The organism is Acidovorax sp. GW835-FHT14G06, from assembly GCF_058793595.1.
In genome coordinates this window covers 1-26,088 of the sequence record NZ_JBXAGA010000017.1, presented here as the reverse complement: position 1 = coordinate 26,088, position 26,088 = coordinate 1, and the positions used below count along the sequence as shown (strand labels likewise).

At 61.5% G+C, this 26,088-nt stretch carries 25 protein-coding genes; 10 read left to right on the top strand and 15 right to left on the bottom strand.

The window, feature by feature from the left end; all coding sequences use genetic code 11:
* Nucleotides 1-58 precede the first annotated feature (58 nt).
* Together AC1Q64_RS22695 and AC1Q64_RS22690 are read left to right on the top strand one after the other, a co-directional pair.
* The gene (locus AC1Q64_RS22695; protein WP_124511455.1) at nucleotides 59-292 is read left to right on the top strand and encodes a hypothetical protein; all 234 of its coding nucleotides are present in this window, start codon (nucleotides 59-61) and stop codon (nucleotides 290-292) included.
* 100 nt (nucleotides 293-392) lie between these two features.
* Nucleotides 393-668 (top strand): H-NS histone family protein, encoded by a 276-nt coding sequence (locus AC1Q64_RS22690; protein ID WP_108625388.1) that lies wholly within the window; start codon nucleotides 393-395, stop codon nucleotides 666-668.
* Between the two features lie 755 nt (nucleotides 669-1,423).
* Here the strand turns inward: AC1Q64_RS22690 and AC1Q64_RS22685 are convergent.
* The 3 genes from AC1Q64_RS22685 to AC1Q64_RS22675 all read right to left on the bottom strand — a co-directional run bounded on the left by AC1Q64_RS22685 (nucleotide 1,424) and on the right by AC1Q64_RS22675 (nucleotide 4,694).
* Nucleotides 1,424-2,398: a recombination directionality factor gene (locus AC1Q64_RS22685; protein WP_199226353.1), complete on the bottom strand. Its 975-nt coding sequence runs from the start codon at nucleotides 2,396-2,398 to the stop codon at nucleotides 1,424-1,426.
* 134 nt (nucleotides 2,399-2,532) lie between these two features.
* Entirely contained in the window at nucleotides 2,533-3,546 is a 1,014-nt protein-coding gene (locus AC1Q64_RS22680; protein WP_492252913.1) for a YqaJ viral recombinase family nuclease, read from the bottom strand.
* A gap of 140 nt (nucleotides 3,547-3,686) precedes the next feature.
* Complete coding sequence (locus AC1Q64_RS22675) at nucleotides 3,687-4,694, bottom strand: DUF932 domain-containing protein (protein ID WP_492252912.1); 1,008 nt, start codon at nucleotides 4,692-4,694, stop codon at nucleotides 3,687-3,689.
* 238 nt (nucleotides 4,695-4,932) lie between these two features.
* Between AC1Q64_RS22675 and AC1Q64_RS22670 the strand changes: the two genes are divergently transcribed.
* Complete coding sequence (locus tag AC1Q64_RS22670) at nucleotides 4,933-5,070, top strand: hypothetical protein (RefSeq protein WP_156371542.1); 138 nt, start codon at nucleotides 4,933-4,935, stop codon at nucleotides 5,068-5,070.
* Between the two features lie 573 nt (nucleotides 5,071-5,643).
* Nucleotides 5,644-6,024 (top strand): hypothetical protein, encoded by a 381-nt coding sequence (locus tag AC1Q64_RS22665; RefSeq protein WP_056419673.1) that lies wholly within the window; start codon nucleotides 5,644-5,646, stop codon nucleotides 6,022-6,024.
* Nucleotides 6,025-6,137: 113 nt separating this feature from the next.
* Here the strand turns inward: AC1Q64_RS22665 and AC1Q64_RS22660 are convergent, their stop codons facing one another.
* Both AC1Q64_RS22660 and AC1Q64_RS22655 read right to left on the bottom strand, forming a co-directional pair.
* Nucleotides 6,138-6,461 (bottom strand): H-NS histone family protein, encoded by a 324-nt coding sequence (locus tag AC1Q64_RS22660; protein WP_082493291.1) that lies wholly within the window; start codon nucleotides 6,459-6,461, stop codon nucleotides 6,138-6,140.
* 124 nt (nucleotides 6,462-6,585) lie between these two features.
* Entirely contained in the window at nucleotides 6,586-7,602 is a 1,017-nt protein-coding gene (locus AC1Q64_RS22655; RefSeq protein ID WP_082493261.1) for a DNA-binding protein, read from the bottom strand.
* Nucleotides 7,603-7,842: 240 nt separating this feature from the next.
* Between AC1Q64_RS22655 and AC1Q64_RS22650 the strand changes: the two genes are divergently transcribed.
* From AC1Q64_RS22650 to AC1Q64_RS22640, 3 genes are all read left to right on the top strand, one after another.
* Entirely contained in the window at nucleotides 7,843-8,241 is a 399-nt protein-coding gene (locus tag AC1Q64_RS22650) for a YkvA family protein (protein ID WP_056419922.1), read from the top strand.
* Nucleotides 8,242-8,466: 225 nt separating this feature from the next.
* On the top strand, nucleotides 8,467-8,838 hold the full coding sequence (locus AC1Q64_RS22645; RefSeq protein WP_056419676.1) for a DUF4148 domain-containing protein: 372 nt from the start codon (nucleotides 8,467-8,469) through the stop codon (nucleotides 8,836-8,838).
* Nucleotides 8,839-8,936: 98 nt separating this feature from the next.
* Nucleotides 8,937-9,464 (top strand): DUF4148 domain-containing protein, encoded by a 528-nt coding sequence (locus AC1Q64_RS22640; protein ID WP_056419680.1) that lies wholly within the window; start codon nucleotides 8,937-8,939, stop codon nucleotides 9,462-9,464.
* Between the two features lie 534 nt (nucleotides 9,465-9,998).
* Here the strand turns inward: AC1Q64_RS22640 and AC1Q64_RS22635 are convergent.
* The 7 genes from AC1Q64_RS22635 to AC1Q64_RS22605 form a co-directional block, all read right to left on the bottom strand.
* Nucleotides 9,999-10,931: a cation diffusion facilitator family transporter gene (locus AC1Q64_RS22635; protein ID WP_056419686.1), complete on the bottom strand. Its 933-nt coding sequence runs from the start codon at nucleotides 10,929-10,931 to the stop codon at nucleotides 9,999-10,001.
* Nucleotides 10,932-11,360: 429 nt separating this feature from the next.
* Nucleotides 11,361-11,741, bottom strand: a complete 381-nt coding sequence (locus AC1Q64_RS22630; protein ID WP_056419692.1) for a hypothetical protein — start codon at nucleotides 11,739-11,741, stop codon at nucleotides 11,361-11,363.
* Between the two features lie 60 nt (nucleotides 11,742-11,801).
* Complete coding sequence (locus tag AC1Q64_RS22625; protein ID WP_492252911.1) at nucleotides 11,802-14,987, bottom strand: CusA/CzcA family heavy metal efflux RND transporter; 3,186 nt, start codon at nucleotides 14,985-14,987, stop codon at nucleotides 11,802-11,804.
* A gap of 15 nt (nucleotides 14,988-15,002) precedes the next feature.
* Nucleotides 15,003-16,613, bottom strand: a complete 1,611-nt coding sequence (locus tag AC1Q64_RS22620; RefSeq protein WP_056419698.1) for an efflux RND transporter periplasmic adaptor subunit — start codon at nucleotides 16,611-16,613, stop codon at nucleotides 15,003-15,005.
* A gap of 2 nt (nucleotides 16,614-16,615) precedes the next feature.
* Nucleotides 16,616-17,971, bottom strand: coding sequence for a TolC family protein (locus tag AC1Q64_RS22615; RefSeq protein ID WP_056419702.1), 1,356 nt, complete (start codon nucleotides 17,969-17,971; stop codon nucleotides 16,616-16,618).
* A gap of 157 nt (nucleotides 17,972-18,128) precedes the next feature.
* Entirely contained in the window at nucleotides 18,129-18,488 is a 360-nt protein-coding gene (gene czcI, locus AC1Q64_RS22610; protein ID WP_056419705.1) for a cation efflux protein, CzcI family, read from the bottom strand.
* Between the two features lie 42 nt (nucleotides 18,489-18,530).
* Nucleotides 18,531-18,869: a DUF4148 domain-containing protein gene (locus tag AC1Q64_RS22605; RefSeq protein WP_056419708.1), complete on the bottom strand. Its 339-nt coding sequence runs from the start codon at nucleotides 18,867-18,869 to the stop codon at nucleotides 18,531-18,533.
* Nucleotides 18,870-19,026: 157 nt separating this feature from the next.
* Here AC1Q64_RS22605 and AC1Q64_RS22600 point away from each other — a divergent pair, with 157 nt between their 5' ends.
* Nucleotides 19,027-19,713: a heavy metal response regulator transcription factor gene (locus tag AC1Q64_RS22600; protein WP_056419925.1), complete on the top strand. Its 687-nt coding sequence runs from the start codon at nucleotides 19,027-19,029 to the stop codon at nucleotides 19,711-19,713.
* Nucleotides 19,710-21,047, top strand: a complete 1,338-nt coding sequence (locus AC1Q64_RS22595) for a heavy metal sensor histidine kinase (RefSeq protein ID WP_082493263.1) — start codon at nucleotides 19,710-19,712, stop codon at nucleotides 21,045-21,047. Before AC1Q64_RS22600 ends, AC1Q64_RS22595 begins: the two co-directional genes overlap by 4 nt.
* Nucleotides 21,048-21,050: 3 nt before the next feature.
* Here AC1Q64_RS22595 and cadR read toward each other — a convergent pair whose 3' ends face one another.
* Nucleotides 21,051-21,542 carry a Cd(II)/Pb(II)-responsive transcriptional regulator gene (cadR, locus tag AC1Q64_RS22590; RefSeq protein WP_056419711.1) on the bottom strand — a complete coding sequence of 164 codons (492 nt, stop codon included), beginning with the start codon at nucleotides 21,540-21,542 and terminating at the stop codon, nucleotides 21,051-21,053.
* Between the two features lie 97 nt (nucleotides 21,543-21,639).
* Here cadR and AC1Q64_RS22585 point away from each other — a divergent pair, with 97 nt between their 5' ends.
* Nucleotides 21,640-24,156 (top strand): heavy metal translocating P-type ATPase, encoded by a 2,517-nt coding sequence (locus AC1Q64_RS22585; RefSeq protein WP_255424820.1) that lies wholly within the window; start codon nucleotides 21,640-21,642, stop codon nucleotides 24,154-24,156.
* 23 nt (nucleotides 24,157-24,179) lie between these two features.
* On the opposite strand, the gene AC1Q64_RS22580 is transcribed toward AC1Q64_RS22585, so the two are convergent.
* Both AC1Q64_RS22580 and AC1Q64_RS22575 read right to left on the bottom strand, forming a co-directional pair.
* Nucleotides 24,180-24,836 carry a DsbA family protein gene (locus AC1Q64_RS22580; RefSeq protein ID WP_116750446.1) on the bottom strand — a complete coding sequence of 219 codons (657 nt, stop codon included), beginning with the start codon at nucleotides 24,834-24,836 and terminating at the stop codon, nucleotides 24,180-24,182.
* Nucleotides 24,833-25,249 carry a disulfide bond formation protein B gene (locus AC1Q64_RS22575; protein WP_056419932.1) on the bottom strand — a complete coding sequence of 139 codons (417 nt, stop codon included), beginning with the start codon at nucleotides 25,247-25,249 and terminating at the stop codon, nucleotides 24,833-24,835. Before AC1Q64_RS22575 ends, AC1Q64_RS22580 begins: the two co-directional genes overlap by 4 nt.
* Nucleotides 25,250-26,088 lie beyond the last annotated feature (839 nt).

Here is a 26,088-nt window from a genome sequence, read left to right as displayed (position 1 = left end):
CCTTGGTACGATCCCAAGCGCACGCAACGAAGACCCCCACCAAGAACAGATCCCCTGAGTGAAGAACCTGAGCGCCTCCATCTCGATGAACCCGTCCACCGCCAGGAACTGCTGCGGCTACTGCCGGGCCACCAGCTACCACCGCGTGCTCGCACGCGATGACGCCGGAGTCATGCGCTACACCGAAGCCCTGCGTTGCACCGGTTGCGGCCGGGAATACGCCAACCTGCAGGTATGGCGCCAGGGCGACACCCAAGACGCCACGACTCCCCCCGTTGCAACTGCCAACTGAGCATTCCTGGGCTCCGGTTCGCGTAGAGTGCTTCCTGTGTCTAAAAGGTCCTCCTTGGACCCAATCACAACACCCCAGCACTCACTCCCAACGCACCCCCATGCCCAGCTACGCCGAACTCCTCGCCCAGAAAAAACTCCTCGACGAACAAATCGCCAACGCCAAGAAGGCCGAGTCCGAACAGGCCCTCCAAACCGTCCTGCAACTCGTTCAGGAATTCGGCTTCACGGCCCAACAGGTCTTCCCCTGGAAGCCCCAGCCCAAGAAGGTCGCTGCCAAGTACCGGGACCCCGACACCGGTGCCACCTGGTCCGGCCGAGGTAAGCCGCCCCAGTGGATTGCAGGCAAGGACCGCACGCCCTTTGTGATTGCCTGATCGGTACGGAATGGGAGCCAGCCAGTGCGGATGCACTGTCTGAGCTCCCGCCAGATCACTGGGGGCTCTGGCCTTTGCCGGGAGACAGTGCGATCGCTGAGAGGACCATCCCGCAGTCCAGGTTGCCCTCCAATGTACGCGCCGACCAAACAGCCCTAAACTCCGCAACCCGCACAGCCGCCTCATGGTGTGGATAGGCACCAGGAACCAGACGCTGGTTGTGCCCCAGTCCCCATCCAGGATGCACCCGGGTATCCAGGATCAAAAGCCCCGTGGACTCCGTGCACACCACACTGCCTGATCCTTCCCCCACCGGTCTCCAAGGCCCCTCCACCCCGACCACTAGCATCCATTGAGGCGGCGGGGAAGGCGGGCGAGGAGCTCCCCGCACCTCCCTGGCAATCGACTGCCACAGCAGCAGCACCAGGCCACCCCGGTGAACCGCGTCGTGACACAGCGCTAACAAGTCCGATGGTCCCTGCTCCCAAACCAGTTGAGCATGAAGCCCCGGCAGAAGCCGCTGCGCATGGCGCAACACCCCGGCCGCACTGGTCGCAGTAGGTACTGCCACCCGCTGGCCGGTGAGCAGGGCCACTGCCTGCTGCAGTACCACCGCCCCCGTGCGATGCGGTGGTGCTCTATGCCTCACCAGAATCCCCGGCAGCACCTTGGCGCCTGGTGCTGAATCCAGCCCACTGCGATAGCAAGGCACAGTCTCCATCACCAACCCCACCGCATAGCGCCGAACGAGCCCCTCAGGCAACCGCATGGGAAGCCCCTGGATCACCCGTTGCATTGGCGCGCATTCCGAGTGCTTCCTGCTTGCGATGCAGCTTGCCCCGCAGCGAGATCGGCGCAGGTGCTTGCGCTGCTCCACTATCTCCATCCGTATCGGAATCTGGATAGAACTCCTCGACGACCTCCACCCCTTCCTCTTCCGACTCCTCGAACTCCCCCAGCGCCAAACCCTGCCGTGCCGCTTCATCCAGTGCTGCCTGATCCAGCCCCAACGCCGCCTGCTGCTCCCGCTCCTGCCGTGCCAAAGCGACGACCTGGGCCAGGTTGCTTCCCGCTCTCAGCGTCAGATCCACGTAGTAGATCGGCGTGCGATGCGACAGCGTCGTGGACTTGCCCCGCAGCCGAAGCTCCAAGGGCAACCCGGCCAGCAACCCACCCGACACCGCAAACAGATACCGCAGCCGGGTCGACAGTGTCCGGATGCTGTTGAACCCCGTGGTTCGGAACACAAAGCTGCCCAACTCGTCGCCAGTCATACCCTCCATACCCGCTTCGGTACTCCCCTCAGCCTCTACCCGCACATGCAGTCGCCCATACGGCTTGCAGTTCCCGTCCTGCGCGAGCGCACACACCGCGGGCGAAGGACAGGGCAGGGACTGCATCCCTGACAGGGTCACCCGCTTGCAGCTTTCTCCATCTCCAACACACAGAGGTCGTCCCGTGGCCCGATCAAACATTGTGTAGTTCGCCCTGAGGCTCAGGTCCGGATTGTCAAACAGCAGCCGCACCGGAATGCTGCGCAGCTTGGCCCCCGGCTCCTTGCGCAACTGGGCATCCACCGGATGTGGCACCCACCCCTCCTTGTTCTGGACCTGGCTGGTCAGGGTGAACTCATCGTCCTTCTCCGGAAGACGGCGTCCCGCCTTCTCCACCACCCGCCCAATCGCAATGCGCCCGATCACGGGCGGTGTCAAAGCCAAACCTTTGAGCATGTGAATCTCCTTGTTGATTGTGAAAACACCCCCTAAAGCACAACGGGCCTCACCGTCACCGATGAAGCCCGTCTGGGGATGCGTGTATGAAAATGAATTGAATGAACCTGGGCCCCGATGTCCCCGGCCCACCTTCACGTCTGCACCAGAAACCTCCGACTCCCGGGCTTCGGTACCGTGTACGCCTTCACGATCTCCGGCTGCTCCTTGGCCAGCCGCGCTGTATCCAGCTGTGTCCCGTCCCGGCTGCGTTTGAAACTCACTTCCCCGTTCTCAAACACCGCCCGGCTGGAGTCCCCCATGCGCTGCTGAATCGTCTGCTTGAGCTGTGCCTCCAGCGCCGTGTTGGTCGCCAGCACCTCCCGCACCGCCAACAGGTCTGAAAACACCGCCCCCATCACCAGGTCGTGCTTAAGGTTCAGGGTGAAACCCGTGTCCCGGGGATACAGCGCCCGCAAAGCCCGGTCTGCCGAATCCGACCCATCAGCCGGAGGTGCCTGGCCCCGCTCCACATACCCCCAGAACTCCCGCTCCAGGGTGATGAGCTGGGCGATCAGCTCCTCATCCCGTTCGATCCGGAAGATCTGCAACTCCTGGCCCCCGAGCAACACCGCCACATCTGCAGCCTGCTTACCCGTCACGGCCAACTGGTGCTGGACTTGCAACTGCACATACTCCGGCACTCCATCCCGCCAGAGCCAGGCCCCTTGAATCCCTGCGGTCTTGCACTCCAGCAACTGGACATCCGGGGCCCCTAGGACCTCCCGGTCAATATTGGCCAGCATCCATGGGTGCTCGGGATGCTGCAGCACCGCATTGATGCGCCGTACCCGATTCCCTGTACGGCGGGTGTAGTGTGCCGCCACGATGGGTTCCAAAAGCGAACCCCAGTACATCGGACTCAGATCGTCCGCACCCCCATCGCCCGGTGGAGCGACAGCCGCACGACCGGTTTTCTCCATCCACAACTCCAACTGCGACTGGTAGGGATTGAGCCCCACGGCCGCTGCCGCATCTGAACTCCCGATACCACCCTTGCGCACCTGCAACCACTGATCGCGATCCAGATCCTGGGTCTTGACCAGTCGAAGGGCAGGGCGGGGTTTGGTGAGGGATGTCCCCACCGGTGAAACAACAGGTTGAACCATGCTGACTCCTTGAATGTGAAAAAAACGAATACCAGCACCGCCCCCAAAACAAAAGACCCCGGTCCACTGAAGGAGCCGGGGTCTATGCCGTGAAGGGTGATGACGGTGAATGGAGGAAATGAAAGGAACGGCAGACACAGTCACGATGCCAACTGCAAAGCCTGTTCCAGCGCCCGCTGCTTGAGGGTGGCCCCCTGACCAAACCAGGCACTGTCCAGTCGGTACTCCTGGCTGCGCGCCCGGCGCTCGTGGTCCACGAACTCGGTGACGGCGCACAACAGGCCCCAGGCTGTGCCCTTGGCGGCAGCCAATTCCGCACCCCGGCCCTGGCCCTCGTACATGGCTTGCACCTTCTTGAGAGCGCGTTCGTTGGTGAGACCTGCAGACGCATCGGCATGACCATCGGTCTGGCAGAGCACCTTGAGGAAGTAGTTCATGGACTCATGGCTCTTGACCTTGCGCTCGGACAGGGTCTTCATGCGGTACATGAAACCATCCCATTGCGAGACGGCAATGCCCAACTGCTTCTTGACCGCCTGCGCATCAAAGCTGGTGCTGTGGGGCACCTTGATCGCGCTCGATATTCCGGAAAGAGCAATCGAGAGCGTGTTGTTGCAGACCACCCGCACCGTTGTCGGTGTGGCTGTGGTGGCCAGCGTCCCATCACACGACGTTGCCAGCAGCAGATAGCCATTGACCAAATCGTTGCCCTTCAAAGCTGAGGACTTGCCAGTGCGAGCCAGAGCCCAGAACTTGCGCCCGGCCTTCAGAACCCCGGCCGTCTCCAGCTCATAACCAGAGACTTCCGTCAGATCGCGGTAGAACTCCAGCACCTGCTTGGGCTGCACCACCTGGTAGCGGGCACTGACCACTGACAAAGGGGCCTTGGTATCGCTGCGGTACAGCACCTTCTGGTCGGGGAACTCCATGGGTTCGCCATAGAGGTCCGAGACGGAAGAGGCGGCACCGGGCGCTGCACCAGTGCCGGACTCCGTGGCCATGTAGCGCACGGGAGTCTCGCGGATGGTCCAGTCCATGCCCGCTTCACGGGCCCAGACATCGATGGGTTGTTTGGCGGGCAGTTGCTGACCCAGGTTGTGCCAGGGGGTCTCACCGACATAGGCCATGGTTTGAACGAGATGAGCCATTGAAATACTCCTTGAAGAAATGGAAGAAAGAACAAGAAAACGAAAGACCGACAACACGAAAACCACCCGCCCACAGCTGCGCCACTGCGTAACTCCGAAGAGCACACAGCTGGAACAAGGAACCAGGGCAGGGGAGTGAGAGAGGAAGAGAGAAACGAAAAGCCAAAGAAGCGCGAGGCCGAGGAATCAGCAGGACGAGGACCGCCGAAACACCTCACTCGCGTGGAGGGCTAAAGGTGTGGCCGCATTCCAGGCAGCGGTAGTTGGCGAGGCAGTTCTGATCGACGGCTTCACCGATCTTGCTGCCGACTTCGCAACCGATGGCGCCGCCCACCAGGCCACCGAGGGCGGCACCGGCGAGACCACCCAGGACTGACCCTGCAGGACCGGCGAATGCGCCGAAAGTAGCGCCCAGTCGGGCACCGCGCAGTGCACTCGCTGCGCCGCTGGCAGCGCCTGCGAGTGCGCCGACAGCGCCACCAGCAGTGCGACCGAGATCGCGGGATTCCAATCGTGGGGATTGGCATTGGGGACAGGTGAGCATGGAAATCTCCTTGAAAGAACATGCGGGTGAAAGAACCAGAAAACCAAGATAGACAGACCAACAGGCAGCCCCAAAAAGCAAAAGCCCCGGGTGCGTGAACACACGGGGCTGAGAGGGCGCGAGATCGCAAAACCGAGAACCAGAAAGACAGAGAACTCCGACCAGGACGGCATAAAGCCCGGCAACTCGAGATGAGCTTGCCGGGCTTTATGGGCGTTGTGCGACTGCCAAGGGGCAGACGGTGGTCAGGTCACTGGGGTGATATGTGACTGAAGAAATTTAGGATCGGGTACCCGAATTGCATTGAGTCCCACGGGGCACAACCGGAAAGATGTCCGATATGTTTGCATCTGCCCCCCATCTTCTGAAGCAGAATCGTGGCCTCATCAACCCGTGGAGAAACGTATGAAACCAGAACTTGCCGGCTCTGTCAAAGTGACTTACTTACGGCGTGATCGAGATGAAGACGGGGAACTGATAGAGCTCAAGGAAGGGGAGGAGCAATACAGGGGTGAGACGTGTACAGACGTTGTTGATGCCTCCGACTTCGTTTGGGAGAGCGGTGCGGGGCCGCACCTTGACGAGGACGGTACATGGTCGGGTTCCGCGTTGTTCAAAGCGTATTGCGACGGCTATTGCGTCACCTGTGAGATCAATATCGCCACCAAGGATCGTCTGCCCAAAAAGCTCACATTGAACGTCGAGAGTGAAGCGCTGGTCGACTTTGTTTGGGTCGACCAACTCACCGTTGCGTTGGTCCCTACGTCTGGTGTCGGTGCGTTTTAGAAACTCGTCGAGTAGTGACGTCGGGTGAGGCTCCGCGATCGTGCTGGAAACTGGGGTGATCTCGGTTTTTGTGCCGGATCGGAAGGTTATGGAGAAATCTCTTTTTAGAACAACTACTTAGCGTTGCGCAAAGGTGTTCCGCGAGTTCGAAATTCTTCCAGCGTTTTCCCGCGCGCGATGGCTTCGTTCAACCAAGAGGGTCGCCGCCCCTTTCCTGCCCAAGTATTCCCAACTGCATCCTCGTACAGGACAGGTTTGCCGGCTGGGGGTCTCCCGGTCTCTGAGGTCAAAGATTGAATCTTTCTTGCGTTGGCAGTGGTTGCTTCGAACAGATCGGCTGGCTCCAATTCGAACTTGGCGATTACCTCTTTCAACAGTGGAATGATTTCCTCGGCTTCACGGACTTCGCTCATCGCCTCTTCAAGGCGTTTCTTCATTTGAGTGAGTGTCTTGGGCACTGGGATCTCCATAACGGAAGCTTGGACGCAACTTTCTCCATTGTGATGGGGAGCGCCGATGAGAGATAGACCGCCTCTGGCAGTCTTCAACACAGTCTTGCGGTCATGCGTTGGTGTGGCTTTGCGGCGCCTGCAACGTATCCAGGCGGCGCATCAGATCCGCCGTCAGCTGCTGGCGCGCCGCGTCAGCCGCGCTTGTTGCTGCGAGTTGCCGCTCCAGCTCCAGATTGCGCTGAGTGGCCTGAAGCAGATCCGCCTGCAGACGGGCGAGGTCTTGCTCTCGACTCAAGGCCTTCGCAGTCAAATCTTCAAGTTGCTGGGGTACTTCGGCAAGGCCGAGGGCAGTTTGCTGCGCCGCCTGCAGCTGCGTTTCCAGGCTCTGGAGTTGCGACCTGGCCTGACCCAACTCCCGCGCGAGTGCCTGGTTCTGCTGGTGGTCGTTGCGCATCTGCTGCTGATTGGCCGAGACAGCCGCATTGGCCTTAGTCAGTTCCGTCTGCAGGTACTGCAGTTGCTGCTCGTGCTGGCGTAGCTCGCGCTCGCGCTGCTCCTTGGACGCTTCGCGGAAATGCTCCAGAGCCTCCCTGGCATGGGTGTGCTTCTCTTCCAGGGACTGGCTGTGTGCTTGGGCACTCTCAAGCCGGGTCTGCAGCTGGGTCGTTTGCTCGACCAGTTGGGCCTGCTCGATCGCCTTGAGGGCCAACTCCCTGTTGGCGTGCTCGAGGGATTCGCGTTCCCTGGCCAACTCCAGTTGGGTCTGCTCCAGCTGCCGCCTGGCCGCGGCTGTTTCGCTCTTGGAGGTCTCCAGGCTGGCCTTGTACTGCGCTTCCTTGGCGTTGAACTCCTCCATCAGTGCAACGACCCTCGCATTGGCATCAAACTCCAACCTGGTGGACAGGCGGCCTACCAATTCCGCGAGCTCATCGCTGATGCTGATTTTCGGTGCCGTAGCGGCGGCTTCCTCGTCCTCGATTTCCTTGAGGTACCTGTGGATGGTCACCTTGGAGCCGGTATTGCCCAACTCGACGCGCACCGCATCGATGGACGGGTACTTGCCTTGGCTGATCAGCCTATCCCTGGCTCGCAGCACCTCAGACTTGTAGATTCCGGCTCTGGCCATGGCATCCTCCGATTTTTTCGTACCGTATTACATACCATGATATTACATACTGGGTGTGGCAATGAAAAATTGGGATTTCACGAAAAATTCAGACTAGTTAATAAGGGTTTATCTGTTGTGATCACTTCAAAGCCCGCAAAAATGGGGGGGCCGCAGCATGTAACGCGATGGGAGGGGTGGTTTTTCAGTTGCGCGGTCGCGCGTTAAAAATCAGACATGGGGCCGTGGCATGCTATCGATATGAGCATCACATGCGATCTAAGAACCTGGGCAAGGCGGATCAAACGCGATGGAGTGACGCTGTGGTTTGCAGGAAAGAATCCACGCACCCCCTGGTACGCAAAGGCCCTTGGAGTGTTTGTCGTGGCGTACGCGCTCAGCCCGATCGACCTGATTCCGGATTTCATACCAGTGCTGGGGTACTTGGATGATGTATTGCTGCTCCCCGGCCTGATATGGGTCGCTATCAAACTTTTGCCGGCGGACGTCCTGGCTGAATGCAGAACACAAGCCGATGAGTGGATGGCTTCCAAAGCAGCAAAGCCGACCAGCAAAGTCGGCGCAGTCGTTGTTGTACTACTGTGGCTCGCTGCCTGCTTGGGCGCCTGGTATTGGTGGAAGTCGGGCATGACTGGCTGAGGGACGGACTTGCGCGAATCGCCTCGGGAAGGCGCTTGTCCGCCGCAGGCTTTGCGGCATAGGCCTTTGTGAACCTCCGTGGCTACGCTTAGACACAGTGCTGTCAAAACTGTAATGCTGCGGTCAGCGGCATGTGGGTGCCGGATTTCTAGACTTGTCTCCGAGGTGCAAGAAGGTTGTGCCTCCTGAATTCCCACCCGGGCGTTCAGTGCTCAAGGAGACCCCATGAAAGCTCGTTTCGCCCTCATCGCATTCAGCCTGGCAGCCACTGCTACGGCGTCTTTCGCTTCGACCGCGTTTCACACCAGTCCTAGCCAGGAAGAAGGTGCCACTTTCGTGCCATCTCACCTGGGCCGCACCGTCAGCCGTGAAGACGTCCAGCAAAACGTGCTCGTTGCGCAGCAAAACGGTTCGTTGCACTGGATCAGCCGCGGCTACCCCGCCACCTATCCACTGGTCAAAGCACCGGTGTCAAACAAGAGCAGGCAACAGGTTCTGGATGAACTTCAAGCTGCTCAAAAGGGCCCCGCCACTACGAATGGCGTGCGCGACCTGGGCGGCGAGATCGGCTGGGTCGAAGCCCACCAGGCGCCGTGACCGGCTGAGGGCCCTCGGGCCTGGCACACGCAATGCAATCGACTCCGCCCATCCAAGGCACAAATTTTCGCTTCCAACCATTGACCTTAAGGACCAACATGAAACTCAAGACCACCCTCATCATCCTCGCGCTGAGCGCAGCCCCTGCATTCGCTTTCGATGCCAGCCATGGCGCCCAGTCCAAGACACGCGAGGAGGTCAAAGCCGAGCTCTCGCAAGCCCTGCGCAGCGGCGACATCATGGCCGGCGGGGAAATCGGCGCCAAAGTCAGTGAGCTCAACTCCGGTGGCTACCAGTTGAAGACCCCGGTGCTGGGCAAGACCCGGGACCAGGTGCGCGCGGAACTGGAGCAGGCTGTTCGCAGCGGTGACATGCTTGCCGCCGGGGAATCCGGATCACGGCTCAATGAACTGCAGCCCAACCTGTATCCGTCCAAGATGGCGCAAGCAGGCAAGACACGCGAGCAGGTCAAGGAGGAACTGGCAGAGGCTATCCACACCGGGGACCTGATGGCCGCCGGCGAGGACGGCCGCAAGCTCAATGAAATCTACCCTGGCCAATACCACCAGCACCACGCGGGCTCGACGGCCGCGCAATCGGGCCACTCCAATGGCCGCGATCTCTGAACATCAGATCCAGAGCCCAGTCGCGCTGGGCTGGCCCGCCCTCACGCTCCGTGGTGGTGGGCACCAGCGCCGTTCACTCGTGCACACCGGGTGCGACCGGTGAGGTATCTGAATCGGCCGACTTGAGCTCGCCTGTGCTCTAGTTCATCTCACGTTTGACGAGGGCTGCCGAGCAATCCCAAACCTTGACGTAGACCGGCTCTCCAGCAACCACGGCTACATCTGCAGGCAGACGCGCAACGGTCCAGCGCGACCGACCCACCTCTCTCCACTGAACAATGGCGAACCGCTCTTGCGCACGATCTAACTGATCGGCCTTGCACCGGCGCTTGTAGAACGCCAGGTCCTGAGCAGTGGCTTCAACCCTGCTGACTTTGCCCACGCGCCAACCCTCCGCCCACGGTAGGGAGTTTTCATACACGGGGGTGGCGCAGCCGGCGGCGAGCATGGCCACGACACACAGCGCTGGCAGGCGCCACCTGTTTGCCCAGCGCTGTGCAAAGCAGGAACGGAGGGTGGTCGTCCACGCGGAAATCACACGGGTGCTTTCCAGTGATCCGCACCAGCATTCGAAGTGCCGGCGGCAGCCGTACCGCAGGCTTGGGTTTCCAACTGAATGGTGGTGTGGGTGATCTCGAATTGCTTCGCCAGCAACTGGTTGACGGCGGCCAGCATGGTGCCAGGGTCTGCCGCTTGCGGGTTGTACACGACGTGAGCGCTCAGGCTGGTCTTGGCGCTGCTGACCGCCCAGACATGCAGTTCATGCAAGGACACCACCCCTGGCAGGTCCAGGAGCGCACGCTTGAGCTGAGGCAGATCGATGCCTTCGGGGACGCCTTCGAGCAGGATGTTGAGCGTCTCTTTCAGGAGGATCCAGGTGCGCGGCAGCACCCACAAGCCGATGGCCACGGCAATGACGGTGTCGACCCAGTTCCACCCTGTGAACAGAATGACCAGCGCCCCCACGATGACCCCAATCGAGCCGAGCAGGTCGCTCCAGACTTCAAGGTAGGCTCCTTTGACGTTGAGGCTGGAATCCTTGCCTGAGGACAGAAGGCGCATGCTCACGAGGTTGACGATCGTGCCCAGTACAGCGATCACCAGCACCCCAGTGGTCTGGACTGCCGGCGGGTTGCTCCAGCGTTGCCACGCCTCATAAAGGATGTACGCCGCAACGCCAAACAGGAGTAAGGCATTGAACGCGGCGGCCAGGATCTCAAATCGGTGGTAGCCAAAGGTGCGCCGGTCGTCGACATCCCGGCGCCCGACCCGAATGGCCGCCAGCGCAATGGCCAGCGCCGCCACGTCGGTGAACATGTGTGCGGCATCGGACAGCAGAGCCAGGCTGTTGAGCATGACGCCGCCAATGACCTCTGCCAGCATGAAACCGCCGGTGAGCATCAGCGCGTAGCGCAAAGCCTTTTCGTTTCCTGCCGCTGGCAAAGCGTGGTCGGAACCTTTTCCCATGGTCTGTCTCCTCAGATTCAGTCTGGTGATGTCATCGACCGCGTTCAGTCCGCGGTCCTCGTCCGGCCTTGGCGCTCAGTGACGTCGCCGGTGCCGAGGCTTACCCGTGGTCCGGCACTTCAAGCGCGTTATTTGCCGGTCCCTCAGTCTCTTGGCCAGTCGCCGGCTGTACTTGGTTCGAACGTCCATCGGGGGATGGCGCTTGAGCCACATGTGCCGCAGCCGCCAGAACACAAACACAGAGACCAACAAGCTGATCCAGATCCAGAACAGCTTGGCGAAAAGCCCACCCTGGGCCGCCTGCATTGACATGGATCGCTCCTTTTTGCCTCTAAGGGCAAGGACATGCACAGCGCCGAGGGGCGGTACGGACCCGCCACTGCGGTGTCGTTCGCATGGACTGGAGCGATGCTTCGGGCGGCGTTGGTGTTACTTCAGCGTGAAGCGGACCGAGGCGACCGACTTGCCGGCCTTCGAGACGGCGACCACGGCTTTGGTACCGGCGGGGACCTTGAAGCTACCCGCGGCTTCCAACTTGCCCTCACCGGCTTGGAGTTGAACCTCCTGCTTCTCGCTGCCGGCCAGCAGGGTGACCTTGGCGGTCATCCCCGCCACGGCAACGGGTTTTCCGTGGTCGCGCATGAAGAGCTGCAGCTTGTCGGCACTGGCGACGAATTCGTACTCGACGTCCTTGGCTTCCGCCACAGCACCACCATGCATCGGCTTGACGTCGTGGCCGTGGTTGTCAGCCGCGATGGCTGCGCCAGAGATCGATACCGTGAGGGCGAGAAAGAGGTGGGAGAGTTTCATGGCAGTTCCTTTGGGGTTGGAGAAATGGGAAGGTCCCGCGATCAGCGGGACCGCCTTTGACTACACAGGCTTCGGTGCGTCCGGGTGGGAGGGCTCGGCAGACACGTCCTCGGCTTCTTCATCGGGCCTGTGGGCCAGCCGGTAAAGAATCGGCAGCACGAGCAGCGTGAGCAGCGTGGATGAAAGAATTCCACCGATCACCACGGTGGCCAGAGGACGCTGGACTTCCGCGCCGGTGCCTGTGGCGATGGCCATGGGAATGAATCCCAGCGAGGCCACCAGGGCGGTCATCAGCACCGGGCGCAAGCGGGTCAGGGCGCCATCCCTGATCGCTTCGTCCAGGCCGACACCGCCTTCCCTCAGGCTGCGGATGTAGGAAATCATCACCAGGCCGTTGAGCACTGCCACCCCAGAGAGCGCGATGAAGCCAACGGCCGCGGAGATGGACATCGGAATGTCCCGAAGCCACAGCGCCAGGATGCCCCCTGTCAATGCGAATGGGATGCCGGTGAAGACCAGCAAACCGTCCTTGGCATTGCCGAACATCGCGAACAGCAGCACGAAGACCAGCAGCAGGGAGACCGGTACAACGATCTGCAGGCGCTTGGTGGCTGACTGCAGGTTCTCAAAGGTGCCACCCCAGCTCGTCCAGTAGCCGGTGGGGATCTTGATCTGCGCCAGGCCTTGCTCGGCCTCTGCAACGAACGAGCCCACATCCCGTCCGCGCACGTTGGTGCTCACGACAATGCGGCGCTTGCCGTTCTCTCGGCTGACCTGGTTGGGGCCGGGTGCCAGCTCGAACGATGCGACCTCACCCAATGGGATGAAATTCGTCTTGGCTTCCGTGCCACCGGCAGACCGCGGCAACGGTATGGGTAGCCGCTTCATGCCTTCCAGGTCATTGCGAAGCGCCTCAGGCAGGCGAACCAGGATGTCGAACCGGCGGTCCCCCTCGAACATGGTGCCGGCCTCACGACCACCGATGGCCGTGGCCACGGTGTCCTGGATGTCGGCAACGTTCAGCCCGTAGCGCGCTGCCTTCTGGCGGTCGATGTTCACCGTGAGCATCGGAAGGCCCGTCGTCTGCTCGACCTTGACCTCGGAGGAGCCCTGGATCTTTTGCAGCATGGCGGAGACTTCTTCAGCGGACTTGTTCAACACGTCCATGTCGTCACCGAAAATCTTCACGGCCACGTCACTGCGCACCCCTGAGATCAGCTCGTTGAATCGCAGCTGAATGGGCTGGGAGAACTCGTAGTTGTTGCCGGGGATCTTGCCAATGACTTCCTGGATCGCCGCGAGCAGCTCATCACGGGTCTTTCGAGGCTCGGGCCATTCATCCATCGGCTTGAGCATGATGTACCCGTCCGAAATGTTCGGCGGCATGGGGTCCGAAGCAATCTCCGCAGTACCGGTTCTGGCGAAGATGCGCTCGATTTCGGGGAACTTCGCTTTCAGCGTCTTTTCGATCTGCTGCTGCATCGCCACCGACTGGGAAAGGCTGGTGCCCGGAATGCGCAGTGCCTGGATCGCGAAGTCGCCTTCATTGAGGTTGGGTACAAACTCGCTGCCCATGCGGGTCGCGATCAGTCCGCACAGGACCACGGCAACCGCGGCAATGGTGAGAACCAGCGTTTTGGCGCCCATCACGCGATCAAGCATGGGGCCGTACAGGCGCTTGGCGTGGCCCAGCAAAAAGCTCTCCTTCTCGCTGACCCGATTGCCGATGAAGAGGGCCACAGCTGCCGGGATGAAGGTCACAGAAAGGATCATCGCGCCCACCAAAGCGGCAACCACCGTGAAGGCCATGGGGTGGAACATCTTCCCTTCCACGCCCGTCAGCGCGAAGATGGGCAGGTACACCACCATGATGATGAGCTGTCCGAACAGCAATGGGCGGCGCGACTCCTGGGATGCCAGGAACACTTCATGAAAGCGCTCGGCCCGCGTCAACGGCCGGCCGTGGTGCGCCTGCGCATGGGCGAGCCGCCGAACGCAGTTCTCCACGATCACCACAGCTCCGTCAATGATGATGCCGAAGTCCAGGGCCCCCAGGCTCATCAGGTTGGCACTCACCTTGTAGTGGACCATCCCGGTGAACGTGAAGAGCATCGACAAGGGGATGACCATTGCCGTGATGACTGCGGCCCGGATATTGCCCAGAAAGAGGAACAGGATCACGATCACCAGTACCGCGCCTTCCAGCAAGTTCTTCTTGACGGTATTGATGGCCTTGTCGACGAGCACGGTGCGGTCATAGACCGTCACCGCGTGCACGCCCTCTGGGAGGCTCTTGTTGACCTCCAGCATCTTCTTGTCCACTGCCTGCGAGACGGTCCGGCTGTTTTCTCCGATCAGCATGAACACCGTGCCGAGAACCACCTCGCGCCCGTTGTCGGTTGCGGCACCCGTTCGCAGCTCCCGGCCAATGCCCACGTCGGCCACGTCGCGCACGCGCACAGGAACACCGTTGGCACTGCTGAGGATCACGTTGCCGATGTCCTCCAGCGACTTGACCTGTCCAGGGGCGCGAATCAGGTACTGCTCGCCGCGCTTTTCGATATACCCAGCGCCCACGTTGCCGTTGTTGCGGTCCAGTGCCGTGACGACGTCTTGCAGCGTCACGCCCAGCGAGGCCAGTCGTTCCGGGATGGGGGCGATCTGGTACTCCTTGGCAAAGCCGCCAATGGAGTTGATTTCGGTCACGCCAGGAACGTTTCGCAGCTGCGGCTTGATGATCCAGTCCTGGATCTCGCGCAGGTCGGTCGGGGTGTAGGGACTGCCATCGGGCTTCTTGGCCCCATCCTTGGTTTCGACGGTCCACAGATAGATCTCGCCCAAACCGGTTGAGATGGGCCCCAGGGCTGGCGTGATGCCGGCGGGCAGCCGGTCTCTGGCTTCCTGGATGCGCTCATTGACCAACTGGCGCGCGAAATAGATGTCGGTTCCGTCTTTGAAGATGACGGTCACTTGCGACAGTCCGTACCGTGACAGCGACCTGGTCTGCTCCAGGTTCGGCAGGCCGGCCATGACTGTCTCGATGGGATACGTGACCCGCTGCTCGGTCTCCAGAGGCGAATAACCGGCGGCCTGGGTGTTGATCTGAACCTGGACGTTGGTGATGTCGGGGACCGCGTCGATGGGCAGCTTCTGGTAGCTGAAGACGCCCAGCGCCGCCATGCCCAGGGCCGCCAGCAGCACCAGCCATCGCTGCTCGATCGAGAATCGGATAAGTTTTTCAAACATGTATGGGCTCCGGGATCAGTGCGTGTGTTCGGCAGATCCCTTGCCGAGTTCGGACTTCACGACGAAGCTGCCTGTCGAGGCGTAGGGCATGCCGGGCTTGAGGCCCGACAGGACCTCGATGCGCTTGCCATCGCTTCGGCCCAGCTTCACAGGTTGGGCGATGAAGCCGCCGTCGACCTTGAGGAAGACCACGGGCTTTTCTCCGACGTTCTGGACTGCGTCGGCCGAGATGGTCACAGGCGCTGCCGTTTCTTCGGACACCACCTCGACGTTGACGAACAGGCCGGGGCGCCAGGCGCCCTTGGGGTTATCAAGAACGACGCGGGCCTTGGCGGTACGGGTCTGCTCACCGATCAACGCGCCCACGAAAGCGACAGTACCCGTGGCGGAGGCATCGAAGGCGGTGGCCTTGATGGTGACCTTCTCGCCCACCCGCACCGACGGCAGATCCTTTGCAGGAACATTGATCTCAGCCCACACCGTGGCAAGGTCCGAGATGGTGAACACCGCCGCATCTTCCTTGACGGCCTCGCCAAGACTCAGGTGCTTCTCGATGACGATGCCGTCAAAGGGCGCGCGCAGTTCGATACGGTTCAGTCCGGACTCGGACGAGGTGGACAGGCCCAGCGCACTGAGCTTCTGATTGGCGTTGGCAACAGCGACCTCCGCTTCGCTCAACGCCTGCCTGGCCTGCAGGTAGTCCTGTTCGGCGGAGACCTTCTGCTCCCACAGCTTCTTTTCCCGCTCGTAGGTGGTCTTGGCCAGCGCCAGGCGCTTTTGCGCCGTCTGCAGCTCGCTGCGCTGCTCCGAAGCGGTCGGGCTCGCAATGGCGGCCAGAACCTGCCCCTTTTTGACGACCTGGCCCAGGCTGGCGCTGACACTCTCCACCACACCCGCCAGACGGGGAACCACGTGCGATGTCCGGTCCTCGTTTAGCCGGATCTCGCCGGGCAAAAGCAGCGCCGTCTTGATGTTGGCTGCCGACGCAGAGTCCACCGTAATGGAGGCGGCCTTGATCTGGGCATCGGTCAGTTCGATCTTTCCCTCTTCCTTGCTCATCACGAACATGAAAGGTTCGGTGGCCGTCTGCGCAATGATCTCGATGTCGAACGCGTGGGGTTCGGCGACGATCTCGCGGCTGACCAGGCTGTCCTTTTCTGCGGCAAACGTCAGGTTTTGCTTGTCGTCTGTGGGGCGGGTCACTGTTGCCGTGACCGTTACCGTGTTCAGGGGGAGCGGCTTGTCCTTGTCGGACAGCCAGATCCGCAGCCGAGGCTCGCCACCGTCTTCGGACAGCAATGCTTCCAGGCTGAAGTCGCCTTCCTTGAACACTGTGCCACCGTGGGGGCCCTTGGCCTGGCTCTTTTCATGGTGCTCGCCATCGGCGTGGCCTTTGTCGTCGTCGTGGCCTTTTTCACCGCCTTTGCCGTGGTGTTCTCCATCACCGTGCCCCTTGGCCTCGGTATGGCTGCCGTGGCCGTGGCCATCGCCCTCGGCGGCGACTGCAGTGGGCTTGCCGCCGCCTTGTAGGATGAAGGCTCCTGCCCCGACCCCTAGCGCGAGGACAACGGCAATAGCGATGAGATGCTTTTTGCTGATGGAGGATGTGCTGATGTTCATTGTCATGCTCAGTTGTGCGTTGCGATCAATCCGGAAACCGTGCTGGCCCCAAGCAGGCGGTCGACATCCGCCGCCGCGCGGTGTGCCTCGCCCAGGGCTTTGAGGTACTGGGATTTGGCGGTGAAGTAGGTGCGCTGGGCATCGAGCACCTCCAGGAAGTTGAACTTTCCGTTCTCGAAGCCAATGGTGGCCGCGTCGTAGGCCGACTTCGCGCCGGGCAGAACGTCCTGTTGCAGCGACTGGATCTCCGCAGTGATGGTCGAAAGGCGTTCGCGCGCCTGCGCCACTTCGCTGTGCAGGCGTACCGTGGCCGCTTGCAACTCGTCGCGGGCCTTGTCCTCAAGCTTGAGAGCTTCCAGCAGGTTGCCCTGGTTGCGGTCAAACACAGGCAGAGGCACGGAGACACCAAACAGCAGGACGTTGCGTTGGGTCTCGTTGCTGCGCTGCATGCCGACGCTGACGGTGACATCGGGCACGCGCTTGCTTTGCTCCAGTGCAGTCAGGGCCTGGCGCCGATCCACCTCGATCCGCGCAAGGACAACGCCTGGCGAAGAAGAAATCAAGGGCTGAAGATCGGCGAGGGGCGGTACCGCGGGAAGGTGGTCGGCTTTGCCCTCGAGGACGGTGAACGGCGCGTTGATCTGTCCCAACAGCGCAAACAGGCGAGACAATGCATTGCGTTGTTCGCTGGCTGCCTGTGCGAGCTCGACGCGAACGCCGGCTTCCGCAACGCGGGCCTTGGACTCTTCCACAGGTGATACCTTGCCAGCGGCTACGCGCTTGGCTACGGTATCCGTTGACGACTTGGCCAATGCCACGCTGTCTTTGGCGAGCGCCAATCGCTCCTGCGCCGTCAGGACGTCGAAGTAGGCTGCGGCCACATTGGCTCGCACGGTGGCCTTCAGCTCAGCGAGCTGGGCCTGTGCCTGCTCGCGTGATTTTTCGGCCGCCTTGGTACGCGCTGCGCGCTTTCCACCCAATTCCACGGGGAGGTTGAGTTGCCAGCTTTGCGTACGTGTTTTGGAGCGTGCGTCTTCCAGCGAATAGGCAAGCTCGGGATTGGGGCGTGAGTGCCCTTGAAGAATCTGCCCTTCTGTTGCCTCCAACTGGCGGGTAGCGGCAGCCACCTCTGGATTCCCGTCCAAGGCCAACTCGATGGCCTTGGCCAGCGACAGAGGCTCAGCGGGAGACACCGCGGCAGTCTGGGGCGCCTGTACTCCACCGACTGTGCCTTGCGACATGCCCTGAGAAGAGGCCCCGCCCGAGAAGGTCAGCAATATGGCCGCGGCACCTGCTGCGAGCCTGAATTTCGTGCGGCCGCCCCATGCGTGCGGCTTTCCTTGAAGGTAAATACCCTTGAACATCCGATTCTCCAGTGATTTCAAAACACGAGGGAATCGGCGGGGTGGCAACCGTGCAGCTGCCTGGCAACTCGTCAGTCAGTGCAGCCGCGACACGCACAACTGCAGCCGCCAAGGGGCGGTCACGACTGACTGAAAGAAGGAGAGATGCCCCCGCCGATCAGGCGAGGACGGGCCACTGTGGGCGGTCGGGAGGTGTGGGCGTTACAGCCGCCAGGCGCTCGCCCGACGGTGAGTCCACGCGGCTGTCATGGGAGACGCGATGTTTGGCGCAGGACCAGTTGAGGGCCCCGATGCCGGCACCATGGCAAACCGAGCAGTCGACATCGGACATGTCGGTGCCTTGGCTGGTCTTGTCGGCTTGGCCGACCCCGCTTTTGGCTTCGTGCTTGTGCTCGTGATGCCCAAGGTGCTGGGCCTGGTCGGTCGAGTTCTCGTGCATGCAATAAGCAGCCACCGCGGACCAGCTGAACTGGAACGGGAGCAATGCAAGCATAAAAACGACGATCAGGCGGCGCATTTTTTGAGTCTAGCACGCGGTCAAGAAGACTTCGTGTGCCGATCAGCCGCCCGCGCCGTACAGTTCCTGGTTGCGCTGCTTCTCAGCGGCTGACATGTTCAGGTACTCCTGCTGCACCTGCTCACGCGTCTTGGAGCCACCCGTTGCTTTGACAGGCAGTGCACCACCGCGAGACAAGATCGCCAGCGTACCGTCCTTGCGCGCGGCTTCTACAGACTGAAGCACTTCGCCACGGGACACGTTGCTTTGGACGTGGTCGGGATGGGTGGTCATTCCCACTTCGCCACCGGCTGGATGGTAGAGCGCCGAAGCAGATGCCAAGCCTGGGGCCGCAATGGCCAGGGCAATCAGGGAGAGTGCGAGGGGTTTGCGAACGGTCATGGTGTGGTCCCTTGATTCGAATGAGCCAGCGGCGATCTACCGCGGCTATGCCTTTCGACACAGGGGGTACTGTAAAAATCGGACCTCGACAAGGCGCCAACAGCCAGATGACAAATTCGTAATCTACGAACAGGCGGCATTCTTCGAGAATGGCACCATGAAAATTCTGCTCATTGAAGACGAGGTCAAGCTGGCCGAGTACCTGCGCAAGGGCCTCGGAGAGGTCGGTTATGTGGTGGACGTCGCCCATAACGGGGTGGACGGCCTACACATGGCCCTTGAAGGCGGCCACGATCTGCTGGTGCTGGACGCGATGCTCCCAGGGATCGACGGCTTCAGCCTGCTGACGGCCTTTCGCAAGACCAGGCAGACCCCTGTCTTGATGCTCACAGCCAGGGTCAGTGTCGAGGATCGGGTGCTCGGACTTCAGACGGGTGCGGATGACTATCTGGTCAAGCCCTTTGCGTTTTCCGAGTTGAGCGCCCGCATCCAGGTTCTGCTCAGGCGCACCCAAGGTGCGCGGGTCGCGGCAGAGCCCACGCAACTGCGTTTGGCCGACCTGGATGTCGACCTGGTGCGGCGCAAGGCGTCCCGAGGCGGTCAGCGCTTGGAGTTAACTGCCAAGGAGTTCCTGCTGTTGACCCTTTTTCTGAGAAGGAAGGGAGAAGTGCTGTCCCGCACGGAGATCGCCGAGCAGGTCTGGGACATGAACTTCGACAGCGATACCAACGTGGTGGAGGTCGCCATACGGCGCCTGCGTACCAAGATCGATGTGCCCTTTGACACCGCGCTTCTGCACACCATCCGCGGTATGGGGTACGTCATGGAAGAGCGCAACGGATGAAGGCCCTGATCCAACATCGCTCATTGCGCCAGCGGTTGTCGTGGTGGCTGGCACTTCAGAGCTTTGCCGGGCTCGGGCTGGTCTGTCTGGCCGTCTACCTGGTGACCGAATTCAACTTCCGAGATCGACAGGAGGAAACGCTGGCGCAAAAGGAAAACGTCATCCGGCACTTGCTGGTGGACGGCAAGGAGCACGGGGATTCGGAAGACCTTGCTCACAAGCTCGATGATTTCCTGGTAGGGCACGGAGATCTTTCGCTTGAAGTCGCGCAGGCCGATGGGGCCATCCTCTACGCCCATACCCGCAACCAGAATGCGAAGACGGTCTGGCGCCAGCGGCAGTTCGAAGTGGCACTGGCTTCGGGCCAGACGGCCTCAAAGAGTTTGCGCGTCCAGCTGTCGCTGGACATCCAGACCGACAACCAGTTGCTGCACCGTCTTGCAGTCACATTGCTGGTGGCAGCCATTGGCGGGGCCGTCGTGGTTTCGCTGGGCGGCTTCTCCCTGGTCAACCTGGGCCTGGCGCCCGTTCGAAGACTGGCCAGCCAGACGCGCGCCGTTTCGGCGGACAACCTCCACCAGCGGCTCGATGGCGCGGAGCAGCCCCTTGAACTCGTGCCGCTGATCGACCAGTTCAATGCACTCCTGGCTCGCATTGAAAAGGCCTACTCCCAGATGGAGGGCTTCAATGCGGACGTGGCGCACGAGTTGTGCACGCCTTTGGCCACGCTCATTGCCAACAATGAACTGGCGCTGCGGCGCCCCGAGCAAGCGGATATTCGCGAGGTGCTGGCGTCCAATCTGGAGGAGCTGCATCGCCTGACCGGTATCGTCAACGACATGTTGTTCCTGTCCCAGGCAGATCGGGGCGTGGGAGCGCGTCGCGCGCCCGTGGCTAGCCTGGCATCGGTGGCGGCCGACGTGCTGGACTACCACGAGGCAGCGCTGGCCGAGGCGGGTCTCACCGCGAAAGTGGTCGGCGATGCGCATGGCACCTTCGATGTGCCGTTGTTGCGCCGGGCATTGTCCAACCTGCTGGGAAACGCAACCCGCTACGCGAGCACCGGCTCCATCGTTCAGATCAACTTGAGAACTGGTGACGAGGACCGCGTGTTGATCAGCGTCACCAACTACGGCAACACCATCGATCCCGAAATACTTCCCCAGCTGTTTGACCGGTTTTTCCGGGCAGATCCTGCTCGCAGCCATGGGCAGAGCAACCACGGCCTGGGTCTGGCCATCGTGGGCGCGATTGCCCGCATGCACCAGGGCAAGCCGGTGGCCAAGTCAGAGAATGGGGTGACAAGTGTCGGGTTAGAAATTCGCGCTCACTGAAAATCAGCGTCGTTTGTTGGCCCGCTGCCTCGGAGCCACGCCAATATCATGATGAGCACCTGGCGGGTGGGCCTCGCTGGGCTGCATGTGATTGTGTTGAAGTGCCGCAGTGGCCAAGCCGCCCAAGATGCCGCACTCACCGGCGAGGTGGCCTGGTGAGCACTGCTGCTGCAAGCTGCGCAATTCCGACTCCAGTGCCTGGAGTTCCCGGATGCGAGACACCACGTGCCCGATGTGCTCCTGAAGAAGTGCGTCCACCGCGCCGCAGTTTTCATCCGGAGCGTCCTTGAAATGCAACAGCACCCTGATCTCATCGAGGGTCATATCCAGGCATCGGCAATGGCGGATGAAGGCCAGACGCTCGACATGACTGCTGTCGTAGACCCTGTAGTTGCTTTCTGTGCGCATCGCGATCGGCAGCAGGTTCTCGCGCTCGTAGTAGCGGATGGTCTCAGTCTGCGTGCCGGTGGCCTTGGCAAGTTCGCCGATTTTCATAAAGCGTCCTTTGCAAAATCTGGTTTCCGTAGGACAAGGCGGCGAGATTTGGGGAGTCGCTTGACTTTAAGGTCACTACAGGGTTTCCAATTAGGCCATGAAATCAGAAACCAGCACTTCCTCTAGCGTTAATGACACCTGCTGCTCCTCGGGCTGCTCCAGTACCGTTGCCTCGCCTCCTGCCGCCGCAAGCAGCCCAGGCAAAGGCACGCTGTTGCGCATCGCCACCATGGACTGCAGCGCCGAGGAGTCAGAGATCCGCCGGGCGCTGGAACCTCTAGAGGGAGTCCGGTCATTGGGCTTCCAACTGGGCGCGCGCACGCTGAAGATCGATGCAGAGGATGGTGTCTTGCCCTTGGCGCTGGATGCCATCCGCAAGGCGGGTTTCGATCCACAGCCGGTGTCTACTGCGGCACACACTCAGGGTGGCCAGGGCCGGGTGTTTCGCATAGCGACCATGGACTGCAGTGCCGAGGAGGCGGAGATTCGCCGGGCGCTGGAACCTCTGGGTGGAATCCGCTCCCTGGGTTTTCAGCTGGGCGCACGGACGCTGAAGATCGACGCAGAGGAAAGCACCTTCCCGTTGGCACTCGACGCTATCCGGAAAGCGGGCTTCGATCCGCAGCCTGTGGCCAGCTCCGAGGGTGGACAGGCGGGCGGAGCAGCCGACGACCACGACCATGGACATGGTTTTGCAGGTGGCATTACCCGGTTGGTGGCTGCGCTGGTGTTCGCGACTGGGGCAGAGGTCTTGTCGTTCTTTGCACCGGACCAAATGGTCTGGAAGGTGGCGGGCATGGCCATCGCCGCCGTGGCGATCTGGCTGGCGGGGATCGACACCTACAAAAAAGGCATTGCGGCACTTTTGCGCGGCAAGCTCAACATCAATGCGCTGATGTCGGTGGCAGTCACCGGGGCATTCCTGATCGGTCAGTGGCCCGAGGCCGCCATGGTGATGGCCCTGTATGCGATTGCCGAACTCATCGAGGCCAAGGCAGTGGACCGGGCCCGCAACGCCATCAAGGGCTTGCTGGAACTGGCGCCGGAAGAGGCACTGGTTCTGGGAGCAAATGGGTCGTGGTCTGCTACACCGGTGGCTTCGGTGGCCATTGGAGCAACCGTGCGCATCAAGCCAGGCGAGAGGGTGCCCCTGGACGGCAAGGTGACCAAGGGCAACGGGGCCATCAACCAGGCGCCGGTGACTGGAGAGAGCATTCCAGTGGACAAAGCGCCTGGCGACCAGGTGTTCGCAGGGACCATCAACGAAACTGGTGAACTGGAGTTTGAGGTTACTGCCTTGTCCAGCAACACCACCCTGGCCAGGATCATCCAGGCCGTGGAGCAGGCGCAGGGCACGCGTGCACCGACGCAGCGCTTCGTCGACCGCTTTGCCTCGATCTACACCCCGGCTGTCTTCGCCATTGCCGTGGCGGTAGCGGTGCTGACCCCTTTCCTGATGGGCCTGACCTGGCTGGAGGCGCTCTATAAGGCCTTGGTGCTGCTGGTGATCGCCTGTCCATGTGCTCTGGTCATTTCCACACCCGTCACAGTGGTCAGCGGATTGGCCGCGGGAGCGCGCCGCGGGATCCTGATCAAGGGCGGAACCTACCTGGAAGACGCCCGGCTCCTGAAGGCCGTTGCGCTGGACAAGACGGGCACCATCACCGAGGGCAAACCCAAGTTGGTGAAGTGGCAGGTGTGGGGTGCCGGCGATGAGTCCGCAATCCAGCTGATGGCGGCCAGCCTGGCGGCCCGATCCGATCACCCGGTCTCGAAGGCGATTGTTCAGGGCCTGGAGGCGCAAGGCCCAGAGGCTGAGAGCTTCAAGGCCTTGCCGGGGCGCGGTGTCGAGGGCTGGGTCAATGGTGCGCGCCTGGTGCTGGGCAATCACCGGCTGATTCACGAGCAGGGATTGTGCGGGCCGGAACTGGAGGCGGAGCTGGCCATCCACGAAAAGCAAGGTCGCACGGTCACCCTTCTTGCAGACGAATCGCGCGTCCTGGCGCTCTTCGCGGTAGCGGACACCATTCGCGAGACCTCAAAACAGGCCATCGCCGATCTCAAGGCACTGGGAGTGACTTCGGTCATGCTGACAGGCGATAACACGGCCACTGCAAAGGCCATCGCAGCGCAGGCCGGCATTGATGATGCCCGCGGAGATCTGCTGCCCGAAGCCAAGCTTGATGCTATCAAGGAGATGCAAAAGCGCTATGGCGCCACCGGTATGACCGGCGATGGCATCAATGACGCGCCGGCGCTGGCGCAGGCCGACATCGGCTTTGCCATGGGCGGTGCGGGAACCGACACAGCGATGGAAGCGGCCGACGTGGTCATCATGAACGATGACCTGCAGCGCGTCGCCGAGACCGTGCGCCTGTCCAAGCGCACCCATGCCGTTCTCTGGCAGAACATCACCTTGGCGCTGGGTATCAAGAGCGTTTTTCTGGTGATGGCGGTGGTGGGCACTGCGACCATGTGGATGGCCGTTTTTGCGGACATGGGGGCCAGCTTGCTGGTCGTGGGCAATGGACTGCGCCTGCTTCGCGGCACGCGGGTCGAGCCTGCCGCCAAGGCCCAGCCTGCGCAGCCCAAGGAGCATGCCCATTCCCACTAGCGATTACCCGGGACGCACGATGCCTATTTGCCCGCCTTGGAGACCTCCTGGGCTACCAGCTCAGCCAGTTGCTTGGCGCCAAAGCTGGGCAATGGCCGCCCATTCACAAAGAAGGTCGGGGTCTTGTCGACCTTGAGGGCAGTCAGGTCCTGCACATCCTGCTGCAGCATCGCTTCCAGCGTGGGCGATGCCATGTCGGCCCGAGCTCTCGCCATGTCCAGACCTGCCTGCTCGGCCGCACTGTAGGCCAATGCCAGATTGGGACTTCCATGGTCTGCCCACTGTGGCTGTGCCGCCAGCAGGGACTCCAAGACCAGGAGGTACTTGTCCTGCCGCCGGGCGGACTCCAGCAGCTTGACCACCTCTCCCGAGCCCTGGTGAAACGGCGCATACCGAATGACCAACCGTACCCGGGTAGGATACTGCTTCATGAGATCTTTCACGACCGGATAGAAAGCGCGGCAGGTTTCACACGCGGGATCGAAGAATTCGACAATTGTCACGGGCGCCTCGCGGGGACCGATGACCGGCGAATGCATGCGCACCAGCCGCTCAGACTGCTCGGAGGCCTGCTGCTCTTGCTTGCTGTGCACACGGCTCTGGTAGAGACTCGCACCTACCCCGAAGGCGGCAAGTGCGACGCCCAGCACGAGGGCGATGATGTATTTGCGGTGGATCATTTTGCTGTTTTGCGCAGATAAAGGCAGAGTGAAACGGCGATAACAATGAACGCCGTCAAGGAAAGCCAGGGCAGTTCAATGCCATAGAAAAAGTCGAGCTTCTGATCGGCGCAGGACACTCCTACAGCGCATGGAACCCATGCCCTGGGAACCAGGCCTGCAGCCAGAAGGCTGTGGTACCCCGCTACGGCCGCGCCTGCAATCGCCAGGGGCAAGGCATAGACCGCTCCCCGGCGGTCATCGCTGTAAAAGGCCATGCCCAGCACCAATGCCAAGGGGAACATGGCAATGCGCTGATACCAACACAGCACGCAGGGGGCCATGCCCATCACCTCGCCGATGAACAGCGCGCAGCCAGTTGCCACAACAGCGGTCAACCAGGCGGCTAGAAGCAGCAATGAGGTCCTTTTCATCGGTGCCTCCATTGCATCCTCAGGGGAGTGCAGCAAGGGGGTGTCGCAGGACTACTTGCGGTGGTTTGCGGGCCAGGCGGCCCAATGGCTATGGACATGAAGAGATCCCGAAGGCATGCGTCAAGGCCGGCCCACAGGGGGCGGCACGCTTGGCAGGGATCGCAGTGGATTGCTGGGCGATACCCTGGTCAGGCCAGGGCGTGCCACTGAGGACGTTCGGGACGGCTGGCAGGCACTGGGGACCAGCGCGCTCTGATAGAAATGCCAAAGTGCTCCTGCCCGACGGCCGCGCAAACGCCGCGCCGCGCGGGCAGCGCCTCTGGACCCTGGGCGTGGCATGTGCCGCACTCCACTTCGATAGCGGCAGTGCCCATTCGAGCTGACTCCCGAGCCCGCTTCTCGTCGGCCGCAGCCAGGCCCATTTGGTGGTGTTCGCACAAGTGCCGTGCTGTCATGAGCGAAACCCCGTACTCCGGCGCGCTGTCGTGCGGCCCCACTGCAACCCAGACCAATTGCAGCGGCAAAAGCACCAGCAAAAGAACAAGCAGTGGGGAGCGCATCCAGAAAATTGTACTGGCGTCTCGAACGCAGTCGGCACGCGCGCAAGCATGCAGGCGCGCCGGCCGTGCGGGCCACACGGCACGCCCGAGTGGGCGCTATGAACATAACAAACTTGTAATCCTGCGGTGCGCAAGCTGTCGGCATGCGCTCAGCAAACTGTCTGTTGATTTCCACGCAGAAGTGACCCACTAACCCCCGGGAGGGGATGCGGACAAAAACTTGGACTACCAGGAGGTAGTTCATGTATTCCTACGAAGATCGAATCCGAGCTGTTGAGC